Below are 18,785 nucleotides of genomic sequence, written 5' to 3'. Positions count from 1 at the left end.
GTCTAAGGTCGATTAACTGGCCTACGCGACACGCCGAAACTTGCCATGGAAATGCGCCTTCGGATCGCCTATTTTGCAGGCAGATAATTCGTTGCACCCGATGGGATCCGGACCAAATGCACCAGCCGCTCGTCGCCGTATCGACCGATGTCCGCCAGTTCGACAATTACACCTGGCATGCCGCGCCACAGCAATATCTCGAAGCGGCGCTTTCGGGTGCAGGCGTGTTCCCGCTGCTGGTACCGTCCTTCGGCGACCGGCTCGACTTCGACGAACTGCTTTCCGCCGTCGACGGCGTCATGGTCACCGGTTCCAAATCGAACGTTCATCCCTCGCTCTATGGCGGTGACGCCAGCGAAGCCAATGGTCCTTACGACTCCGCCCGCGACGCGACGACGTTGCCGCTGATCCGCCGGGCGGTGGAGCGCGGGGTGCCATTGCTCGCCATCTGCCGCGGCATCCAGGAGATGAATGTGGCGCTGGGTGGCACGCTGGCCACCGAAATCCAGGAACGCGCCGGTTCGCTCGATCATCGTGCGCCGGCAAGCGACAATCAGGACGAACGCTTCGCCATCCGCCAGAGCGTGGCGATAAAACCCGGCAGCTGCTTGGCCGGGGTCTTCGGCGCCGGCGACATCATGGTCAATTCGGTGCATCGCCAGGCCATCGGCCGACTTGGCCCAAAGCTGCAGGTCGAAGCGGTCGCCGCCGACGGCACCGTCGAGGCGGTTTCGGTGCGCGATGCACGGGCTTTCGCCGTCGGCGTCCAGTGGCATCCCGAATACTGGGTCAAATCGGACAGTATCTCGGTAAAGATATTTCGCGCCTTCGGCGATGCTGTACGTCTGCATCAGGCGGCGAAATCGGGTGCGCGCGCAGCCGCGGAATAGTCCTGCCGCGCTCGCTAGTTGCCGGCCGACGCCAGCGTCAGCAGCGGCAGCGCCGGCGCGTAGGATTCGTAACCATCGCCGTCGGCGACTGAGAACATGACGATCGGATCGGTGCCGTTGGCGCTGAGGGTGACCGTGCCGTCATCCTGCTCTCGCCAGAACTTCGCCTGCTCCACGCCGGGCAACACCCGGCGGCAATTTGCTGCGACCGTCAACAGCGACAGGCCTTGCGAAATCTCGGCGCCGCGGCTGACCGCACAAGACCCCTCGTCGCCATGGGCTACCAGCCTGTAGTTGCCGGATGAAGGCGGTGACTCACTGGCCGCACGGCTTTCACCGCTACCGGCGTAAAACAGTTGGGCGCTGCCGAACAGTACAGCGACAGCCATCAATGCAGGAAGCGTCTTCATCCTGGTTCTCCGCGCATTTCAAGCGCGCCGGTTCGAAGAGATCAGGGAGGCGCGCTTCCTCTTGCTGTCATGTCCTGTCAGGCGGACAGACACTGCGAAGGGACCAGAATGATTCCGAAGGGTTAAGCTGAAGTTAATAGATATGGCAGCCCGCTTACGGCCTTGCCTTGACATTTGCCGTCTCCGGCACCGGCGTCAGCGCCTTGCGCTGCGAAAACCACGAGACCAGATTTTCGACGCACAGGTCCGCCATGGCGCGGCGGGTGTGCTGCGAGGCCGAGCCGACGTGTGGCAAAAGCGAGGTGTTGGGCGCGGCAAGCAACGCCGCTGGCACATTCGGCTCGTCGGCAAAGACGTCTAGCCCGGCAGCGGCGATGCTGCCGCTGGCAAGTGCGGCGGCAAGGGCTGGTTCGTCGACCGTGCTGCCCCGGCCGATGTTGACAAAGACGCCGTTCCGCCCAAGAGCCGAGAGAATTTCGGCATTGACGGCCTTTTCCGTCGAAGCCCCGCCGGGCGCCACCGAGATCAGTGTGTCGACCGCCTCGGCGAGACCTTTCAGCGTCGGGTGATAGTCATAGGACAGGCCTTCGACGCGGCGCCGGTTGTGATAGGCAATGGGCAGCCCAAAAGCGTCGAGCCGGCGGGCAATGGCGAGGCCGATGCGGCCCATGCCAAAGATACCGACTTGGCGCCCGCGCAAGGTCAGCCGGCTCAGCGGATAGTTGCCGTTGCGCAGCCAGCTTCCGTCGCGTAGCCAGGCCTCGGCGCGCGGCAGTTCGCGGATGGTATTGATCAACAGGCCGAGCGCCGTATCGGCGACCTCTTCGGTCAGCACATCCGGTGTGTTGGTGACCATGATGCCGCGCCGTGCGGCGTGGCGGACATCGACCGAATCATAGCCGACGCCGAAATTGGCGATAATCTCGAGCTTTGGCAGCGCGTCCATCAACGCGGCGCTTATGCCGCCAAAGGCGGCTATGCCGCGCACCGTAAGGCGCATCTCGTCGGTGACCAGCGACGGATCGGCGCGTTCGATCCGGACGCGGCTGAACACCCCGTCGATGCGGCCGACCGCATGATCGTTGAACTGGCCCGGCACCAGAATGGCGACAGCTTGCTGTTTGGTTTTTGTCATGCACGTTCCACCGGTTTGCCGGTCGACTGGCGCACATGCAGTTCCGGCTTGATCAGTTCCTGCGACGGCCGCACCGTCTGTCCGTTGAGTTTGTCGAGCAGCGCGCTGGCGGCGCGGCGGCCAACCTCGCGCTGGCCGTTCCACACGGTAGTCAGCGCCGGCGTGGCGATCGCCGCCTCCTCGAGGTCGTCATAGCCGGTAACAGAGATGTCGATGCCCGGCACCAGCCCGGCGCGCGCAATGCCGTTCATCAGGCCGATGGCGACGAGGTCGTTCCAGCAGCAGGCCGCGGTCGGCCTGTCCTTCAGCGCCAGGAACTGCCCGGCGGCCTCGAAGCCGGCCTGCTTGGTGCGTGGGCCGGCGATGCGCCAGGACGGCCTGACCTCAAGCCCTGCCGCCTCCATGGCGTTGACATATCCCTGATAGCGGTCGCGGCCGGTCGAGGTCTGGTCGGTACCGCCGATCATTGCGATGCGCTTGTGGCCAAGCGAGATCAGATGATTGGTAGCAAGCCCGGTGCCATAGGCATCGTCGCCGCGAAACACCGGCACGTCGGCACCTTCGACGGTGCGTGCAATCAGCACTGCCGGGAGACCGTTCTCCTCGGCCATGATTATGTCTTCGGGCGGTGTGCCGATGGCCGGCGACATGATGACGCCGTCAGCGCCGAGCTGCAGAAGCGTGTCGATGAAGGTGCGTTGTTTCTCGAGTTGGTCGTAGTGGTTCGACAGGATGAAGGTTTGCCGGCTGCGGTCGAGTTCGCTCTCGATCGAACGCAATATCTCGGCAAAGAACGGGTTCATGATGTCGTGGACGACGACGCCGACTATGCCTGAGCGCGAGGTGCGCAGGCTGGCGGCGCGGCGGTTGTAGATATAGCCGATGGCGCGGGCATGTTCCTTGATGCGGTCGCGGGTGCCGCCGGCGACCAGCGGGCTGTCGCGCAAGGCCAGCGAGACCGTGGCCGTGGACACGCCGAGCGCATCCGCGATGGTGGAAAGCTTGATCTTCTGTGCCAGCGCCCTGCGCTCCCGAAGCAATTTAAACTGTTTAAAGGCCGGCTCTTATGCCATCGATCCCGCGCAAATCAAAGTTTTTTTGCCAGCGCTTCCGCCTCCGCGTCCAGCGTCGCGCGGTTGCGCACACGAAGCCGGTGCTCGCGGTGGACGATGTAGAGGCCGCTGGCGACGATGACTGTCGCACCGGCCAGCGTCCAGCGGTCGGGAAACTGGTTGAAGACGATCAGGCCGGAGATGATCATCCAGATCATCTGCGAATAGGGATAGGGGGCCAGGGCCGTGGTGGTGGCAAGGCGATAGGCCTGCACAAGAAGCCAATGGCCGATGGCGCCGAAGACGCCCAGCATCAGCAATATGAACCAGTGCCAGCCATCCTGCGGCAACGAAAGCGAAAACGGCAGTGTCGGCAGCAGCAGCACGGCCGGCGCCAGTGCCGAAAACAGGATGAGGCTTTCCGAGGTTTCCGTCGCCGACATGCGGCGCGTCATGATGACGTAGAAACTGTTCGATAGCATCGAGCCGAGCGCAAAGAGATGGCCGACGCCAAAAACCCCGATGCCCGGCCGGGTGATGATGAGGACGCCGACAAAGCCGCTCATGATCGCCAGCCAACGCCGCCAGCCGGCCCATTCCCCTAGCAACGGACCGGCAAGCGCGGTGATCACCATCGGGCCGAAGAAGTAGATCGAGGTGGTTTCCGCCAGCTGCAGCGTCCGCAGCGCGAGAATGTTGCATATCGTCGATCCGAACAGGAGCAGACCGCGCGTGAGATGCGCCGGCAGGTTGGCGGGACGAAAGCGCAGCGGCTCACGCCATCCGTGCAGAAAGACGCCGACGATCAGCACATGGACCGCGAAGCGGGTCCAGGCGACGATCAGCGCCGAGACGCCGGCCAGCACAAGGTACTTGCTGCTGGTGTCGAGGAAGGTGAAAAACACATAGACGGAAAGCATGCACAGGATCGCCGCCGGCGATGTCGCGCTTTCGTCTTGTCTTGGGGGAGCATTCAATTTCAGGCCGGACGGCAAGCAAGGCGGTCCCTCACCAATGCGGCAATTGTCGCCTGCGGGCAAGCCAAAACAGTCTGGCACAACGACAGCCGCCGACAGGCTCAGTTTGTTTCCCAGTGGCCGGCCTAGTGGCCGACGACTCAGGCGTGCATGCGGGCGCCCTTGGTGATCTTGTCGACGAGCTTCTTTTCGGCGCGAAGCGCGATGCCGACCACCTTGGCATCCTCCGGCGCAAATTCGGCAAAGACGGCGCGGTTGGCCAGATCATACCCGGTCGAAAACATATCCTCGACATAGAGCGAAACCGTCACACCACGCTCCAGCGCCCGCCGCTGGATCGCGCCGAGCGTCTGGCCGTCCGCCGAAAGCACGATGACCGGCTGGATCGACAGCGGGTTGTAGATATTGCCGGCGCGATCACGGTAGGGGTCGCCGATAATGTCGGGAAATTGCGCGACGATGCCGCTGGTCAGAAAGGCGGTGACATTGAGCTTTTGCCAGACGGGAAGATCATCCTTGAGCACGATTGCAAATTTCGTATCGAACATGCGACAGTTTCCAATCCGAAAAGGGGGCCAATCCGAGGCTGCGAGTGAAGCGATGGCGCACGATCTAGACCGGGAAGCCTTTCAGGGTCTTGGACGTTTGTGCGTGGATGCAGCCGAGAACTGCATCGTACCGGCACCCGGTGCTGCCGGGATGGAACGCATCGAGGCCCGGTTCCACGGCAATGCCTTCGATCTCCATCGCCACGACACCTATGCGATCGGGGTGACGCTTTATGGCGTGCAGCGCTTCCGCTATCGCGGCCAAACGCATCAGAGCCTGCCTGGCCAGATCATTATCCTTCATCCCGACGAACTGCACGATGGCGGTGCCGGCACCGAAGACGGCTTGCGATACAGAATGCTCTATTTGGAGCCGTCCCTGATGCTCGATTGTCTCGGCGGCGGATCACTACCATTCGTCGGGAATGCCGTGGTGACAGACCGCGATCTCCGGGCGACGCTGCTTTCGGCGCTCGGGCCGTTGAATCAGGAACTGGACGAGCTGTTTGTCGTCGATTTCATGACGCAGCTTATGCAAAGCTTGGCCCGGCACGCCGGTCAGCCGACGAAACCGGTAGCGAAAACTGCGTGGCGCGCCGCCAGCCTGGCGCGCGACTATCTGGAGGAAAATGTCGCGCGGATCGTACGTTCGGATGAATTAGAGGCGATAACCGGATTGGACCGTTATGCCCTGTCGCGGCATTTCCGCGCCACCTTCTCCACCAGCCCGCACCGGTTCCTGTTGATGCGCCGGCTTCAACGAGCCCGTCGGATGATCGAAGCCGACGAGCCACTGGCGCAAATCGCCATCGCAGCCGGCTTCAGTGACCAAAGCCATTTCAATCGGCATTTCAAAAAGGCGTTCGGCGTCACACCGGGACGCTGGTCGGCACTGACGCGACGGCCGTCAGCGGCGAACGCGTGACCTTATTCAAGCATCTTGTCCTCGATATCCAGTTCGTCATCTGGGAGCACCATTTCGCCGTCCGACAGGTTCGCCTCGACGCGGGCAAGCAGCTTGAACAGCGCTTTCTGATCCTTCTTGTCGAGACCCTTCAATGCCTGCTTTTCGGTCTTCTTCACCGACTTCTCGATGGCGTGGATGATTTCGCGGCCGGTGTCGGTGAGGAAAATATGCGCCTGGCGGGCATCGGCGGACGAGGCCCGCTTCTCCAGAAAGCCCTGCGCCTGCAGCCGGTTGATGGTCTTGGTGATGGTCGGCGGACGCACGCCGAGGCGGCCGGCAAGGTTGCCGGGCGTCTGCCCGTCCTCGCGGTCGAGCGCCAGCATGATCTGGTCCTGGCCGGCATAGAAACCATGCGCCAGAAGCCGGGCGGCGAGCGCCGTGCGCGCCAGCCGCGCCGCCGAATGCAGCCGGCTCATTGTTGCAGTCTTGTCCGCCTTGGCCATGCTCATCCCTCCTCGGCCGAACCGGAGCGGACAGCATAGAAGCAGGCCGCCGATTGGCAATGACGATCGAAAACATTCCGGCTCGGAAAATAGCTTTGCCGGCAAGCTTCGCGGTGTTCGCCGTGGCTAATGCCAGATGTTTATTTCAGTTAGATGACAAACGACTTTCCGCAATGGCTGGATGAGGACGTGACGAGGTGTTCTCAACCGGCTTTCACCGCGACCACCATCAACGCCTGATAGGCGTCCGCCATTTCCCGCAGCGCTGCCTGCGACAGCGGCCCGGCCTGCCGCGCAATGCCGTCCCGCGCGTTCGATGTATCGCGTTTGCCGGGGCGATCTTTATAAGGCGCGACGGTGGCGAATATCTGCTCGCTGAGGCTGTCGGGGAAGAACATCTGGCCGGTCATCACCGAGCGGTCGTCGGGGAAGATCTTGAAATGGATGTGGGTGGTGCGGCCGCGATACCAGCCGGGATAGATGGTGGCGAAAGAAGCGATGCCGCTTTCATCGGTTCTCTGCCAGCCGCGGAGAAAGCTCTGGCCGGACGTGTCGATATCCTGCCCGTCGCCCTGTCCGGGATAGCCGGAATAGCTGCCCTGGGCATCGCAATGCCAGATATCGACGCGTGCGCCGGGAAGCGGCCGGCAGGCGGCGTCGACGATTTGCAGCCGCACATTGAGGGCGATGCCCTTCTTGCCCTCGGTGATATCGGCGCGTTCGAGCTTCGGGTCGAAATAGAACGGCCCTTCGGTGACCTCGGGCGTGATCGCGCAGACGCCGGCACCGGCTTCGAACAAAGCAAGCCCGGCATAGGGCGAAACCTGCCCGGCCCTTGCACCGGCGGGCAGGAATATGCCGCCAGCGGTAACCGCAACGAGACCGAGCGCCTGCCGACGGCTTAGTGGCAACGACTTGTCGGACATCTGGCGCCTCTTCAACGCGAACAGCTCCGTAAATGACCCCGCCTATCTAGGGCCCGCTGTCAGGCGGCGCCAATGAAAGTTCGGTAATGTGAGGAAAGTTCGGCAATACCAGCCCCTCTTTGGCCCACCGGTTTGCCTCGTGCAAAAGCCGAGCACACATCCTATATGGAGCCGACAATCCCTATTCGAGGCACAATATGAGCGACGCACAGACGCAGATCCCCGTAACCGTCCTCACCGGCTATCTCGGCGCTGGCAAGACGACACTGCTCAACCGCATCCTTTCGGAAAACCATGGCAAGCGCTACGCCGTCATCGTCAATGAATTCGGCGAGATCGGCATCGACAACGAGCTGATCGTGGAATCCGACGAGGAAATCTACGAGATGAACAATGGCTGCGTCTGCTGCACCGTGCGCGGCGACCTGATCCGCGTCGTCGAAGGCCTGATGCGCAGGCCTGGCCGCTTCGACGCCATCATCGTCGAGACCACAGGCCTCGCCGATCCCGTGCCGGTGGCGCAGACCTTCTTCATGGACGACGACGTGCGTTCCAAGACCAGGCTCGATGCGGTGGTGGCGCTGGTCGACGCCAAGCACCTGCCGCTGCGTCTGAAGGATTCCCGAGAGGCCGAGGACCAGATCGCCTTTGCCGATGTAGTCGTGCTCAACAAGACCGATCTCGTCACCCGCGAAGAGCTGAGCAAGGTGGAGGCGACGATCCGCGCCATCAACCCGGCGGCACGAATCCATCGCACCACACGCGCCAGCGTGGCGCTGTCCGAGGTGCTCGATCGCGGTGCGTTCGACCTGTCCCGGGCGCTGGAGAACGATCCGCACTTCCTCGAGGCGCATGACGATCACGACCATCATGATCATGATCATGACCACCATCACCATGATCACGACGGCCATGATCACCACGATCATGACGGGCATCATCATGCGCACCCTTCCGACATCCATGACGTGACTGTGCAGTCGGTGTCGCTGCGCGGCGGCGAGATGGACCCGAAAAAGTTCTTCCCGTGGATCGAGAAGATCACCCAGATGGAAGGCCCGAACATCCTGCGGCTGAAAGGGATCATTGCGCTGAAAGGCGATGACGAGCGCTATGTCATCCAGGGTGTGCACATGATCATCGAGGGCGACCACCAGCGCGCCTGGAAGGACGACGAGAAGCACGAGAGCCGGCTGGTGTTCATCGGCCGCGAACTCGACGCCGAGCGACTGAAGACAAGCTTCGAGGCCTGCCAGGCCGCTTGATTTCCGGACTTTATAGCGCTAGCGCTGCCCCTTCTCTCCTTCTCCCCTTGTGGGAGAAGGTGGCCGAGCGAAAGCTCGGTCGGATGAGGGGTGTTCCAGCTTGGCAAGGACGGCACTCCGTCCAGCACCCCTCATCCGTCTTGGCGCTGCGCGCCAATCCACCTTCTCCCACAAGGGGAGAAGGTCGCGTCGAACCTAGCCACGCTTTCCTCCAATGGCGGCAAGGCGACCAAACAATCTAATGGAACAGTTCGCATGCCCACCGTCGCCCCGCTTGATCTCGAAGGCCACTGCGTTGCCGCCGTCTTCCTCGGCGACGTGCCGCATTTCGCGCTGGCCGACGGCGCGATCCACCGGCTCGACCATGGCCACAAGACGGTGCAGGCCAATGACGGGCTGCTCGCCGCCTTCCATGACGTGGCCAACGACCGGCTGATCACCGGCGGCGAGGACGGCAAGGTCTTTGCCGTCACCGCTGGCGGCGAGGCCGGGGAATTGGCGAGCGCCGGCAAGAAATGGATCACCAGCGTCGCTGCAGGGCCGCAAGGCGCCATCGCCTTCGCGTCGGGCAAGACCGCCTATGTGCGCTTTGCCGACGGCAAGACGAAAGAATTCGCGCATCCGCGCTCCGTCGAGGGACTGGCCTTTTCGCCCAAGGGTATGCGCTTTGGCGTCGCCCGCTACAATGGCGCGACGCTGCATTTCCCGGCGGCCGAGGGCAAGCCGGTCGAGCTCGAATGGGCCGGCGCGCATACCGGCATCACTTTCTCGCCGGACGGCGCCTTCCTCGTCACCACCATGCAGGAAAACGCGCTGCATGGCTGGAAGCTCGCCGACGGCAAGCACATGCGCATGTCCGGCTACCCCGGCAAGGTGAAAAGCCTGTCGTGGAGCGCCAAGGGCAAATGGCTGGCGAGTTCCGGCGCGCCGGCGGCAATCGTCTGGCCGTTTTCCAGCAAAGACGGGCCGATGGGCAAGGCGCCGCTGGAACTCGGCACGCGCGGCAATGCGATGGTCACCTCCGTCGCCTGTCACCCGAGCCAGGACGTCGTTGCTATCGGCTATGATGACGGGATGGTGATGGCGGTGCGCTTCGCCGACGCCAAGGAAGTGCTGTTGCGCCGGCCGGGCAAGGGCGCCGTCACTTCGATGATGTGGGACAAGGAAGAGCGCCGCGTCGCCTTTGGCAGCGCTGCGGGCGACTGCGGCGTCATCGATATTTCGGCGTAGCCTGTTACTTACTCGGCTCCGCAAGATACTTTGCCGGTCAATTCAGCCTGCTTGCCGTCCTTTTCGGCATCGGCCGTTACATCATGGATTGAGAGCAAATAGCGACCGTCATAGACGCCTTCGTCGCTGGCCTTGGTCAGGATCGCCAGTTCGACATAGCCGTAGGCGTTTTCGACCTGCCGTTCGTGGTAGACGAGCAGCCGCAATTCCTTGTTGTCGAGCCAATATTGCGTGAGGTTCTGATCCTCGAACAATGTCTCGCGCAGACTGTCGGCAGCCGGCCTGCCCAGAATCTCGAGCTCGCCGCTAAAATTGAAGGTCGGCCCGCCCATGCCTCTGGTGATCCCGGCACCGACCTGAAATTTGACGGCTGCATCCTCGGCGGAACACCAGATGCCGCCGGACGCCAGAGCCGCACCAACCGACGACAGCAGCGTTGCTGCGCAGACGATCGCCCGCACCATCTTATGCCCTCCAGCCGAAGTACCATTGGCGCCCGAAGGCGGCTCGCGGTCAAGCGCCTGTTTTCATTCAAATGACCGCTGACCCAACACAGGGCAGCCGCCCGGCCAATTGCGGTGGCGGATGCCGATTGTCTAAAGTGCGACTGAGAGGGCCGGCATGAACGTCATGAACCATTCAAAGACTTGCATCGGCGGCATCGGCCCGGCCCGGATCGTCGAGTTGCGCGCGACCGAGGCAGAAGTCTTCCGCCGGGCGCGGCCAAAATCGATGGCGAAAATCGGCAATGGCCTGCCCGGCTTCTTCGGCGGCGTGCCGATGCATTGGATGAACGACTGGCCGACGCCATTCCCGATCCTGGTCGACAGTGCCAAGGGCGCTGCGATCACCGACATCGACGGCAATCGGCTGGACGATTTCTGCCTTGGTGACACCGGCTCGATGTTCGGCCATTCGCCGCCGCCGGTCGCCCGCGCCATCCGCCGGCAGGCCGGACGAGGACTGACCTATATGCTACCTTCCGAAGACGCGCTGGCCATCGGACCGTTGCTGCAGCAGCGCTTCGGTTTGCTGTCGTGGCAGATCGCGACGACGGCGACCGATGCCAACCGCTTCGCGCTGCGGGTTGCCCGCGCCGTTACCGGCCGGGAGAAGATACTGGTCTTCAACGGCTGCTATCATGGCTCGGTCGACGAGACGATGGTGCGGCTGGTCGCCGGGAAAGCGGTGAATCGACCGGGACTGGCCGGCGAATTCCGCGACCTGACGCGGGCGACAGATGTCGTCGAGTTCAACGATTTGCCGGCGCTCGAGGCGGCACTCCGGGGCAACGATGTCGCCTGCGTCATCGCCGAGCCGGTGCTGACCAATTCCTGCATGGTGCTGCCCGAAGCCGGCTTTCATGATGGCTTGCGGCGTCTCACCCGTGCGACCGGCACGCTGCTTCTAATCGACGAGACGCATACAATTTCGACCGGTCCCGGCGGCTATACAAGCAAATACGGGCTGGAGCCGGACCTGTTCGTGCTGGGCAAGCCGATTGCCGGCGGCGTACCGGCGAGCGTCTGGGGCATGAGCGAAGACGTTGCGGCCCGCTATGCCGCTTATATCAGTCGGAAAGAGCCCGGCTACTCCGGCATGGGGACAACGCTGTCGGCCAATCCGCTGCAATTCGCAGCGATGCGCGCCACGCTCGAATACGTCATGACCGACGAGAACTACAGCCATATGGACCATCTGGCGCAGCGGCTCGACGCCGGGCTGACCGCCGTCATCGATCGCTATCGTCTGCCCTGGCATGTTGCTCGCGTCGGTGCGCGTGTCGAGTTCATCTGCGCGCCGGGCCCGCTGAGGAACGGCGGCGAAGCGGAAGCTGCGCACGTGCCGGAGCTCGAGGCGGCAATCCATGTCGCGCTGGTCAATCGCGGCGTGCTGATCGCACCCTTCCACAACATGATGCTGATCTCTCCTACGACCAGCGCCGCCCAGGTGAACCGGCTGATCACTGCCTTCGGCGCGGTTGCGGCAAAGCTTACGGCGTGAGACAAGCTTGCGGCATGAAACAAGCGCCCAAGCAAAGTTTGAACCTGGTCACGGCATCCCCTTCGGGCTCGACGCCCGCCGAGGCGCAGGCCTTTCTCGACGCTCATCCCGAGATCGAAGCGTTCGACATCGTGCTGACCGACGCCAATGGCGTCGGGCGCGGCAAGATCGTGCGCCGGCATGAGTTGATGAGCATCTACGAGGGGGGCCGGCACATGCCGATCTCGATCCTCGGCCTCGACATCACCGGCGAGGATGTTCACGAGACCGGGCTGATCTGGACGACGGGCGACGGCGACCTGCGGGCGTGGCCGATCCCCGGCACACTGGTGCCGCTGTTCGCCACCCAGCCGCCGCGCGGCCAGGTGCTGATGGCGATGTACCATCTCGATGGCCAGCCGATGTCGTCCGACCCGCGGCTGGCACTCGCCCGCCAGGTAGACATCCTCGCGGCCAAGGGCCTGCATCCGGCCGGCGCCTTCGAGCTCGAATTCTTCCTGCTCGCCAACGAGCGCGATGCCGAAGGCAAGGTGCAGCCGGCGCACGCGGTGCTTGACGGACGCCGCTCGGCCAAGACGGAGGTCTATTCCGTCGACCATCTACACGGCATGGAGCCGCTGTTTTCCGACATCTACGCCGCAGCCAAGGTGCAAGGCATCCCGGCCGAGACGGTCATCTCGGAATATGCGCCCGGCCAGTACGAGCTGACGCTCAACTACCGCAAGGATGTGATGCGGGCGGCCGACGATCTCGTGATGCTCAAGCGACTGGTGCGGGCGCAGGCGCGCCGTCATGGTGTCACCGCTTGCTTCATGGCCAAGCCGATCGAGAAATATGCCGGCTCGGGCATGCATTTTCATGTCTCGCTGCTGGATGATGCCGGCAAGAATGTCTTTGCCGAAACCGGCGGCGAAAGCTGGTCGCTGCCGCTGCTGCGCGGCCTCGGCGGACTGATCCAGACGATGGCGGAATCGATGCTGGTCTTCGCGCCGCATGCCAATTCATGGCGGCGCTTCGTCTCGCAATCCTATGCGCCGGTGGCGCCGACCTGGGGCGTCAACAACCGTTCGGTGGCACTGCGTGTGCCGGCCGGCGATGCCAAGAACCGCCGCATCGAGCACCGGCCATCGGGCGTCGACGCGAATCCTTACCTAGTGGCAGCAACGGTGCTGGCCGGTGTCGTCAAGGGCCTCGACGAAGGCCTCGATCCCGGTCCCGAAACCACCGGCAATGGCTACGAATCGGCCGTCACGCGCACGACGATGCCGGTGGACTGGCGTGCCGCGATCGAGGCGGCAAGGGCGTCGACCTTCCTCAAGGGCGCATTGGGCGAAGACCTGCACCGGACGTTCGTGGCGATCAAGCAGTCGGAATATCTGCGCGTGGCGCGCACGGTCAGCGAACTGGATTATCACCTCTATCTGCACGAGGTGTAGGGCATCACATCGTCGGCCATCCGCCGGTGAAGGCCCATGCGGAATAATTTCAACGGAACCTTCGGCGGGCTTTGCTCATTGCGTGTCTGATTGCAGGAGCGAGCAAGGCCGCCTTAGTTATGATCGCCAGGATGCAGACAACCCCGACGCCGCACCATGCCAAAGTGCAGGCAAGACGCTTGCCTGCAAGCAAGTCTCCGGAAACGACAGAAATCGACGCCAGGACGATTCCTGAACTGCGCGAAACGGCCAAGATCTGCCGCCGCTGTCCGCTATGGCACGACGCCACGCAGACCGTGTTCGGTGAGGGCCCTGATAAAGCTAAGGTGATCTTCGTCGGCGAACAGCCGGGCGACCAGGAGGACCTGGCGGGCAAGCCCTTCGTTGGTCCGGCGGGCAAGGTGTTCGACGCGATCCTGGACGATGCCGGCGTCGATCGGCTGAAAGTCTACGTCACCAACGCGGTCAAGCATTTCAAGTTCGAGCCGCGCGGCAAGCGGCGCATCCACTCCAAGCCGAACGCCGGCGAGGTGCAGGCTTGCCGCTGGTGGCTCGACAAGGAAATCGATCTGATCAAGCCCAATCTGGCGGTGGCGCTCGGCGCAACGGCGGCGCAGGCGCTGCTTGGCAAGGTGGTGCCGATCATGAAGATGCGCGGGGCCGTCGTGGAGCGCGACGATGGCTTGCGTGTCTTCGTCACCATCCACCCGTCCTTCATCCTGCGCATTCGCGAGCCGGCGGACAAGCAGGCAGAACGCGACCGGTTCCTGCAGGATATGAGAGCGGTGAAAAAGCTGATGGCCGCCTGAGCTATTTGATCAATATCGCCCGGAGATCGTTGACGTTTGTGCCGGTCGGACCGGGTACGAAAAGGTCATCTACGGCATTGAATGCCGTCCAGGCGTTGTTGCCGGCAAGCATGGCCTTGGCATCGACGCCCGCCTTATGCATCCGCGACACTGTCGAGCCGTCGGCGAAGGCGCCGGCATTGTCTTCCGAACCGTCAATGCCGTCGGTGTCGGCGGCCAGTGCGTGGACGCCCGCCATGCCGCTGATCCCAATGGCGAAGGCGAGCAGGAATTCCGAGTTGCGGCCGCCTTTGCCTTTCGCGCGCAAGGTCACGGTCGTCTCGCCGCCCGACAGGATCAGCACCGGTTTTGCGAATGGCCGGTTGCGCGTCGCCACTTCGCGCGCGATTGCGGCGTGGACGCTGCCGACCTCACGCGCCTCGCCCTCGATGGAATCGGAGAGAATGACCGCTTCGATACCTTGGTACCTGGCTTCGGCCGCAGCCGCTTCCAGCGATACGCCGGCCGAGGCGATCAGATGTACCTCGTTGCGGATAAAACGCGGGTCGTCCGGACGTGGCGCATCGGCGGCCGGCGAATTGATGTGCGCCATCACTGAAGCCGGTAGTTTCATGTCATAGGCGGCGATCGACGCTAATGCATCTTCGCGGCTGCCTATATCCGGCACGGTCGGACCAGAAGCGACCAGAGCCGGATCGTCGCCCGGAATATCAGAAACAACCAGCGAGACCACCTTGGCAGGATAGGCGGCGGCCGCCAGCCTGCCGCCCTTGATCGAGGACAGATGTTTGCGGATGGTGTTCATCGCGGCGATCGGCGCGCCGGAGGCGAGCAGCGCCTCGTTGACGGCGATCTCGTCGGCTAGCGTCAGACCTTCGGCAGGTGACGGCAGCAGCGCCGAGCCGCCGCCCGAAATGAGCGCCACGACGAGGTCGTCCGCAGTCAGTCCCTGGACTTTTTCGAGCAGCCGCCGGGAAGCTTCGAGCCCCGCAGCATCCGGCACCGGATGCGCCGCCTCGATGATCTCGATGCGCCGGCAGGCCGCGCCATAGCCGTAGCGGGTGACGACCAAACCTTCGATCGGCCGGTCCCACACTTTCTCGAAAGCCGCCGCCATCTGCGCCGAGCCTTTTCCTGCACCGATGACGATGGTCCGCCCCTTCGGCCTTGCCGGCAAATGATCCTTGATCGACCTCTGGGGATCGGCGGCGGCAACGGCGGCGTTGAAGATCGAAATGAGAAAGGACTTGGGATCGAGCGCGGTCATACTGAGCTACCACGGACGCTGTGCGAGCTTCTGCGGCGTTTGCGCTGCCCCTCACCCTTACCCTCTCCCCGTATAGAGACGGGGAGAGGGGATCGCCAGCGTTGGAGCGTTTCCCTTCTCCCCGTCACTACGCGGGGAGAAGGTGCCGGCAGGCGGATGAGGGGCAGCGCCAACGTCACGATGTTGCTTCCGGCGGCAGGACCAACTCCTCGCTATCGACGCCCAAGTAGCTACACAGCGTATCGACGACCACTCCGTGGTCCTCGCGCTCCGGTAGACCGGAGACGGCGATCACGCCGATGACGCCAGCGCCCTTGACAGTGATGGGAAAGCCGCCACCGGCCAGCACATAGTCGGCAATGTCCAGCCCCTCGCCGGGCTTGAAGCTGCGGTCGGGGCGCTGCTGCTCCAGCACAATGCGGTAGGTGCTTTTCAAGAACCGCCGCACGACGTTGATCTTGCGCCGCGCCCAGTCCGGATTGGAGGCGTTCGAGCCGGGCATTGCCGCATAGAACAGCGGCCGGTCGAAAGTTCTGATATCGACGATGATCGGCAGGTTTTTCTTGAGAGCCCGGTCGCGGATCGCCGAGCCGATCTCGAAAGCGACGGCTTCATCGAAGGCCGAAAAGACAAGCGTGGCTTCCTGTTTCTTGATCAGAGCGATATCGTCCGCAACGGCCATGTCGTTCCCCTGTCGATCTCGCCTGTTGCTTTGGCGGATGGCTGCCGCCCGGTCAAGCCGGCCGCATACGACGGCTACACCCCTATATCCGCCTTGGCCGCCCGGCCGGCGACATAGACCTCGCGCACGGCGCGGTCGTCGCCGAGCGTCTGCAGCAGAAACAATTCCTCGGCGAGCGTGTCCGCCGTCTCCACCCGCAGCCGCATCGCCGGCGTGGCGCGGGCGTCGAGCACGATGATATCGGCGTCGCTGCCTTCCTCCAGGGTGCCGATCTTTTCCGCAAGCGACAGCGCCTCGGCATTGCCGCGGGTCAGCTGCCAGAAGGACTGGAACGGATTGAGCTTCTCGCCGCTCAGCGCGATCACCTTGTAGCCCTCGTCCATGGTGCGCAGCATCGAATAGTTGGTGCCACCGCCGACATCGGTGGCGGCGGCGATGCGAAGCGGCTTCTGGCGGCGGCTATAGCGCTGATAATCGAACAGGCCCGAGCCGAGAAACAGGTTGGAGGTCGGGCAGAACACCGCCACCGAGCCGCTATCCGAAAGCGCATCCGCCTCGCGTTCCGACAGGTGGATGCAATGGCCGAACAGGCTTCTGCGCCCGAGCAGCCCATAGTGTTCGTAGATGTCGGTGTAGTCCCGCGTCTGCGGGTACAATTGCTGCGTGAAGGCGATCTCGGCGTGGTTTTCCGACAGATGCGTCTGCATGTGCAGATCAGGATATTCGCGGCAGAGCGCGCCCGCCATCTCCAATTGCTCGGGCGACGAGGTGATGGCGAAGCGCGGCGTGATGGCATAGTGCTGGCGCCCCTTGCCGTGCCACTCATCGATCAACGCCTTGCTGTCGTCATAGCCCGATTGCGGCGTGTCGAGCACGCCGTCCGGCGCGTTGCGGTCCATCATCACCTTGCCGGCGATGTTGAGCATGTTGCGGTCGTGCGACTCGGCAAAGAACGCTTCGGCAGATTCCTTGTGTACCGAGCAATAGGCCGCGACTGTCGTGGTGCCATGCCGCAATACTTCATCCAGGAACAGCCTGGCGATACGGCGGCCATGCTGGGCGTTCTGGAATTTTGTCTCTTCCGGAAAAGTGTAGGTGTTCAGCCAATCGAGCAGCTCGGCGCCGAAGGAAGCGATGACCTGCATCTGCGGAAAATGTGCATGCGCATCGATGAACCCGGGCAGCAGCAGATATGGCCTGTGGTCGATCTTTTTTGTTCCCGCGCCAGCCTTTTTCTCGACCTCGGCATAGGCACCAGCGGCAACGATCCTGCCGTCGCGCATCAGCAGGCCGCCATCTTGCTCGTAGCGCCAGGCGGAATGGTCGTCGATGGTTTCTGGCCAGCGCAAAAACGACAGCGTGCGGCCGCGCAGCAGCGTGCTGGTCATGCTATTTCCCCGCGCCTTCGAACCAGGCTACCAGCAGTGCCCGTTCCTTGTCGGTGATCTGGGTGACGTTGGCGGGCGGCATGGCGTGGCTGCGTCCGGCCTGCAGGTAGATCTCGCCGGCGTGCTCGGCGATGCCGGCATCGGTATCGAGCATCACGCCCTTAGGTGCGTGGTAAATGCCCTCGTAGGACGGCTCCGCCGCATGGCACATCGAACACCGGCCAAGCACCGTATCACGCACGGCGGGAAAATGTGCCGAGGCGACGTAGACCTGTGCCGCCGAGGACGTTTTGACTTCGCCGGTCAGCAGCTTCGGTGCCGTCGACAGCCAGATGATGACGACGAACAGGACGGCGGCGGCCAGCCAGGTCCAGGTCGGATTGCCTTTGCGCGCATGCCTGGTGTTGAAATAGTGCCGGATCAGCACGCCGATGATGAACACCAGCGAGGCGATGACCCAGTTGAACTCTGTGCCGAACGCCAGCGGATAATGGTTCGACAGCATCAGGAACAAAACCGGCAGCGTCAGGTAGTTGTTGTGCAGCGAGCGCTGTTTGGCGATCTTGCCATATTTCGGATCGGGCTTACGGCCGGCGATCAGGTCGGCGACGACGATCTTCTGGTTGGGGATGATGACCATGAAAACGTTGGCCGACATGATCGTCGCAGTGATGGCGCCGAGATGCAGGAAAGCGGCGCGGCCGGTGAACAGGTGGGTCAGGCCCCAGGCGATGAACACCAGCACGCCGTAGAGCACCAGCATCAGGCCGGTGTCGCTGTTGCCAAGCGGCGAACGGCACAAGAGATCGTAGACCACCCAGCCGACGCCGATCGTCGCCAGCGACAGCAAGATGCCTGTAGGCACCGACATGGCAAGCACATTCGGATCGATCAGGAACAGGTCCGCCCCGGCATAGTAGACGACGCACAGCATGGCGAAACCCGACAGCCAGGTGGCGTAGGATTCCCACTTGAACCAGGTCAGATGCTCGGGCATCTCAGCCGGCGCCACCAGATATTTCTGCACATGGTAGAAGCCGCCGCCATGCACCTGCCATTCCTCGCCGAAGGCTCCGGCAGGCATGCCCGGACGCTGGCGCAGCCCGAGATCGAGCGCGACGAAATAAAAGGACGATCCAATCCAGGCGATACCGGTGACGACGTGCAGCCAGCGCACGGCGAAACTCAGCCAATCCCAGAATATCGCGAAATCCATCATGAAAAAATCGTCCCTGCCGATCCACTGACTTTACGGACTGGAGCGCAAACGGAAAGAGCCGAGCTGCACGATGACTTTCAAAAAAATTTGGAAAATACTAGGCTCGTTACACGCTGCCACATGAGAGCCACGGAAGC

The 18,785-nt window shown here is 63.0% G+C and carries 19 protein-coding genes; 7 read left to right on the top strand and 12 right to left on the bottom strand.

Annotated elements, in window-relative coordinates:
- Positions 1 to 116 precede the first annotated feature (116 nt).
- The gene (locus tag NKI67_RS27995) at positions 117 to 890 is read left to right on the top strand and encodes a gamma-glutamyl-gamma-aminobutyrate hydrolase family protein (RefSeq protein ID WP_023676247.1); all 774 of its coding nucleotides are present in this window, start codon (positions 117 to 119) and stop codon (positions 888 to 890) included.
- A 14-nt stretch (positions 891 to 904) separates the two neighbouring features.
- On the opposite strand, the gene NKI67_RS27990 is transcribed toward NKI67_RS27995, so the two are convergent.
- From NKI67_RS27990 to NKI67_RS27970, 5 genes are all read right to left on the bottom strand, one after another.
- Positions 905 to 1,300, bottom strand: a complete 396-nt coding sequence (locus NKI67_RS27990) for a hypothetical protein (RefSeq protein ID WP_031211664.1) — start codon at positions 1,298 to 1,300, stop codon at positions 905 to 907.
- Between the two features lie 154 nt (positions 1,301 to 1,454).
- Positions 1,455 to 2,435: a 2-hydroxyacid dehydrogenase gene (locus NKI67_RS27985; protein ID WP_023676246.1), complete on the bottom strand. Its 981-nt coding sequence runs from the start codon at positions 2,433 to 2,435 to the stop codon at positions 1,455 to 1,457.
- The gene (locus NKI67_RS27980) at positions 2,432 to 3,454 is read right to left on the bottom strand and encodes a LacI family DNA-binding transcriptional regulator (RefSeq protein WP_023676245.1); all 1,023 of its coding nucleotides are present in this window, start codon (positions 3,452 to 3,454) and stop codon (positions 2,432 to 2,434) included. Before NKI67_RS27980 ends, NKI67_RS27985 begins: the two co-directional genes overlap by 4 nt.
- 68 nt (positions 3,455 to 3,522) lie before the next feature.
- Positions 3,523 to 4,407, bottom strand: a complete 885-nt coding sequence (locus tag NKI67_RS27975; protein WP_036238364.1) for a DMT family transporter — start codon at positions 4,405 to 4,407, stop codon at positions 3,523 to 3,525.
- A 197-nt stretch (positions 4,408 to 4,604) separates the two neighbouring features.
- Positions 4,605 to 5,012 (bottom strand): DUF2000 family protein, encoded by a 408-nt coding sequence (locus NKI67_RS27970; protein ID WP_352568386.1) that lies wholly within the window; start codon positions 5,010 to 5,012, stop codon positions 4,605 to 4,607.
- Between the two features lie 52 nt (positions 5,013 to 5,064).
- On the opposite strand from NKI67_RS27970, the gene NKI67_RS27965 reads away from it, so the two are divergent.
- Positions 5,065 to 5,937 carry an AraC family transcriptional regulator gene (locus tag NKI67_RS27965; RefSeq protein ID WP_023676242.1) on the top strand — a complete coding sequence of 291 codons (873 nt, stop codon included), beginning with the start codon at positions 5,065 to 5,067 and terminating at the stop codon, positions 5,935 to 5,937.
- 2 nt (positions 5,938 to 5,939) lie between these two features.
- Here the strand turns inward: NKI67_RS27965 and NKI67_RS27960 are convergent, their stop codons facing one another.
- Both NKI67_RS27960 and NKI67_RS27955 read right to left on the bottom strand, forming a co-directional pair.
- A complete protein-coding gene (locus NKI67_RS27960; protein ID WP_023676241.1) occupies positions 5,940 to 6,422 on the bottom strand; it encodes a MarR family winged helix-turn-helix transcriptional regulator in 483 nt (160 codons plus the stop codon).
- A gap of 203 nt (positions 6,423 to 6,625) precedes the next feature.
- Complete coding sequence (locus tag NKI67_RS27955) at positions 6,626 to 7,348, bottom strand: intradiol ring-cleavage dioxygenase (protein ID WP_023676240.1); 723 nt, start codon at positions 7,346 to 7,348, stop codon at positions 6,626 to 6,628.
- Between the two features lie 197 nt (positions 7,349 to 7,545).
- Between NKI67_RS27955 and NKI67_RS27950 the strand changes: the two genes are divergently transcribed.
- Both NKI67_RS27950 and NKI67_RS27945 read left to right on the top strand, forming a co-directional pair.
- On the top strand, positions 7,546 to 8,613 hold the full coding sequence (locus tag NKI67_RS27950; protein WP_352647947.1) for a CobW family GTP-binding protein: 1,068 nt from the start codon (positions 7,546 to 7,548) through the stop codon (positions 8,611 to 8,613).
- Positions 8,614 to 8,868: 255 nt separating this feature from the next.
- Entirely contained in the window at positions 8,869 to 9,843 is a 975-nt protein-coding gene (locus NKI67_RS27945) for a WD40 repeat domain-containing protein (protein WP_023676238.1), read from the top strand.
- 8 nt (positions 9,844 to 9,851) lie between these two features.
- Here the strand turns inward: NKI67_RS27945 and NKI67_RS27940 are convergent, their stop codons facing one another.
- A complete protein-coding gene (locus NKI67_RS27940) occupies positions 9,852 to 10,307 on the bottom strand; it encodes a hypothetical protein (protein ID WP_348625924.1) in 456 nt (151 codons plus the stop codon).
- Positions 10,308 to 10,464: 157 nt separating this feature from the next.
- Here NKI67_RS27940 and NKI67_RS27935 point away from each other — a divergent pair, with 157 nt between their 5' ends.
- The 3 genes from NKI67_RS27935 to NKI67_RS27925 all read left to right on the top strand — a co-directional run bounded on the left by NKI67_RS27935 (position 10,465) and on the right by NKI67_RS27925 (position 14,092).
- Positions 10,465 to 11,847 (top strand): aspartate aminotransferase family protein, encoded by a 1,383-nt coding sequence (locus NKI67_RS27935; protein WP_023676236.1) that lies wholly within the window; start codon positions 10,465 to 10,467, stop codon positions 11,845 to 11,847.
- A gap of 14 nt (positions 11,848 to 11,861) precedes the next feature.
- Positions 11,862 to 13,283: a glutamine synthetase family protein gene (locus NKI67_RS27930; RefSeq protein ID WP_031211659.1), complete on the top strand. Its 1,422-nt coding sequence runs from the start codon at positions 11,862 to 11,864 to the stop codon at positions 13,281 to 13,283.
- Positions 13,284 to 13,369: 86 nt separating this feature from the next.
- Positions 13,370 to 14,092 carry a UdgX family uracil-DNA binding protein gene (locus NKI67_RS27925; protein WP_280952098.1) on the top strand — a complete coding sequence of 241 codons (723 nt, stop codon included), beginning with the start codon at positions 13,370 to 13,372 and terminating at the stop codon, positions 14,090 to 14,092.
- 1 nt (position 14,093) lies between these two features.
- On the opposite strand, the gene NKI67_RS27920 is transcribed toward NKI67_RS27925, so the two are convergent.
- The 4 genes from NKI67_RS27920 to NKI67_RS27905 all read right to left on the bottom strand — a co-directional run bounded on the left by NKI67_RS27920 (position 14,094) and on the right by NKI67_RS27905 (position 18,648).
- Positions 14,094 to 15,359 carry a glycerate kinase type-2 family protein gene (locus NKI67_RS27920; protein ID WP_023676233.1) on the bottom strand — a complete coding sequence of 422 codons (1,266 nt, stop codon included), beginning with the start codon at positions 15,357 to 15,359 and terminating at the stop codon, positions 14,094 to 14,096.
- A gap of 175 nt (positions 15,360 to 15,534) precedes the next feature.
- Positions 15,535 to 16,041, bottom strand: a complete 507-nt coding sequence (locus tag NKI67_RS27915; protein ID WP_023676232.1) for a heme-degrading domain-containing protein — start codon at positions 16,039 to 16,041, stop codon at positions 15,535 to 15,537.
- A 74-nt stretch (positions 16,042 to 16,115) separates the two neighbouring features.
- Entirely contained in the window at positions 16,116 to 17,429 is a 1,314-nt protein-coding gene (guaD, locus tag NKI67_RS27910; protein WP_023676231.1) for a guanine deaminase, read from the bottom strand.
- Position 17,430: 1 nt separating this feature from the next.
- Positions 17,431 to 18,648, bottom strand: a complete 1,218-nt coding sequence (locus NKI67_RS27905; protein WP_352568396.1) for a urate hydroxylase PuuD — start codon at positions 18,646 to 18,648, stop codon at positions 17,431 to 17,433.
- Positions 18,649 to 18,785 lie beyond the last annotated feature (137 nt).

Origin of the sequence: Mesorhizobium sp. M0408, assembly GCF_040321495.1 — a bacterium.
Classification (GTDB): Bacteria; Pseudomonadota; Alphaproteobacteria; order Rhizobiales; family Rhizobiaceae; genus Mesorhizobium.
The sequence above is the reverse complement of the archived record's forward strand: the minus strand, read 5'-3'. Positions and strand labels throughout refer to the sequence as shown.

Bases quoted from the DNA above. Each gene is read 5' to 3' on its own strand.
- NKI67_RS27930 (WP_031211659.1), top strand. From the start codon at position 11,862: ATGAAACAAGCGCCCAAGCAAAGTTTGAACCTGGTCACGGCATCCCCT.
- NKI67_RS27955 (WP_023676240.1), bottom strand. From the start codon at position 7,348: ATGTCCGACAAGTCGTTGCCACTAAGCCGTCGGCAGGCGCTCGGTCTC.
- NKI67_RS27940 (WP_348625924.1), bottom strand. From the start codon at position 10,307: ATGGTGCGGGCGATCGTCTGCGCAGCAACGCTGCTGTCGTCGGTTGGT.
- NKI67_RS27920 (WP_023676233.1), bottom strand. From the start codon at position 15,359: ATGACCGCGCTCGATCCCAAGTCCTTTCTCATTTCGATCTTCAACGCC.
- NKI67_RS27970 (WP_352568386.1), bottom strand. From the start codon at position 5,012: ATGTTCGATACGAAATTTGCAATCGTGCTCAAGGATGATCTTCCCGTC.
- NKI67_RS27990 (WP_031211664.1), bottom strand. From the start codon at position 1,300: ATGAAGACGCTTCCTGCATTGATGGCTGTCGCTGTACTGTTCGGCAGC.
- guaD (WP_023676231.1), bottom strand. From the start codon at position 17,429: ATGACCAGCACGCTGCTGCGCGGCCGCACGCTGTCGTTTTTGCGCTGG.
- NKI67_RS27960 (WP_023676241.1), bottom strand. From the start codon at position 6,422: ATGGCCAAGGCGGACAAGACTGCAACAATGAGCCGGCTGCATTCGGCG.
- NKI67_RS27945 (WP_023676238.1), top strand. From the start codon at position 8,869: ATGCCCACCGTCGCCCCGCTTGATCTCGAAGGCCACTGCGTTGCCGCC.
- NKI67_RS27995 (WP_023676247.1), top strand. From the start codon at position 117: ATGCACCAGCCGCTCGTCGCCGTATCGACCGATGTCCGCCAGTTCGAC.
- NKI67_RS27975 (WP_036238364.1), bottom strand. From the start codon at position 4,407: ATGCTTTCCGTCTATGTGTTTTTCACCTTCCTCGACACCAGCAGCAAG.
- NKI67_RS27965 (WP_023676242.1), top strand. From the start codon at position 5,065: ATGGCGCACGATCTAGACCGGGAAGCCTTTCAGGGTCTTGGACGTTTG.
- NKI67_RS27915 (WP_023676232.1), bottom strand. From the start codon at position 16,041: ATGGCCGTTGCGGACGATATCGCTCTGATCAAGAAACAGGAAGCCACG.
- NKI67_RS27985 (WP_023676246.1), bottom strand. From the start codon at position 2,435: ATGACAAAAACCAAACAGCAAGCTGTCGCCATTCTGGTGCCGGGCCAG.
- NKI67_RS27905 (WP_352568396.1), bottom strand. From the start codon at position 18,648: ATGATGGATTTCGCGATATTCTGGGATTGGCTGAGTTTCGCCGTGCGC.
- NKI67_RS27935 (WP_023676236.1), top strand. From the start codon at position 10,465: ATGAACGTCATGAACCATTCAAAGACTTGCATCGGCGGCATCGGCCCG.
- NKI67_RS27950 (WP_352647947.1), top strand. From the start codon at position 7,546: ATGAGCGACGCACAGACGCAGATCCCCGTAACCGTCCTCACCGGCTAT.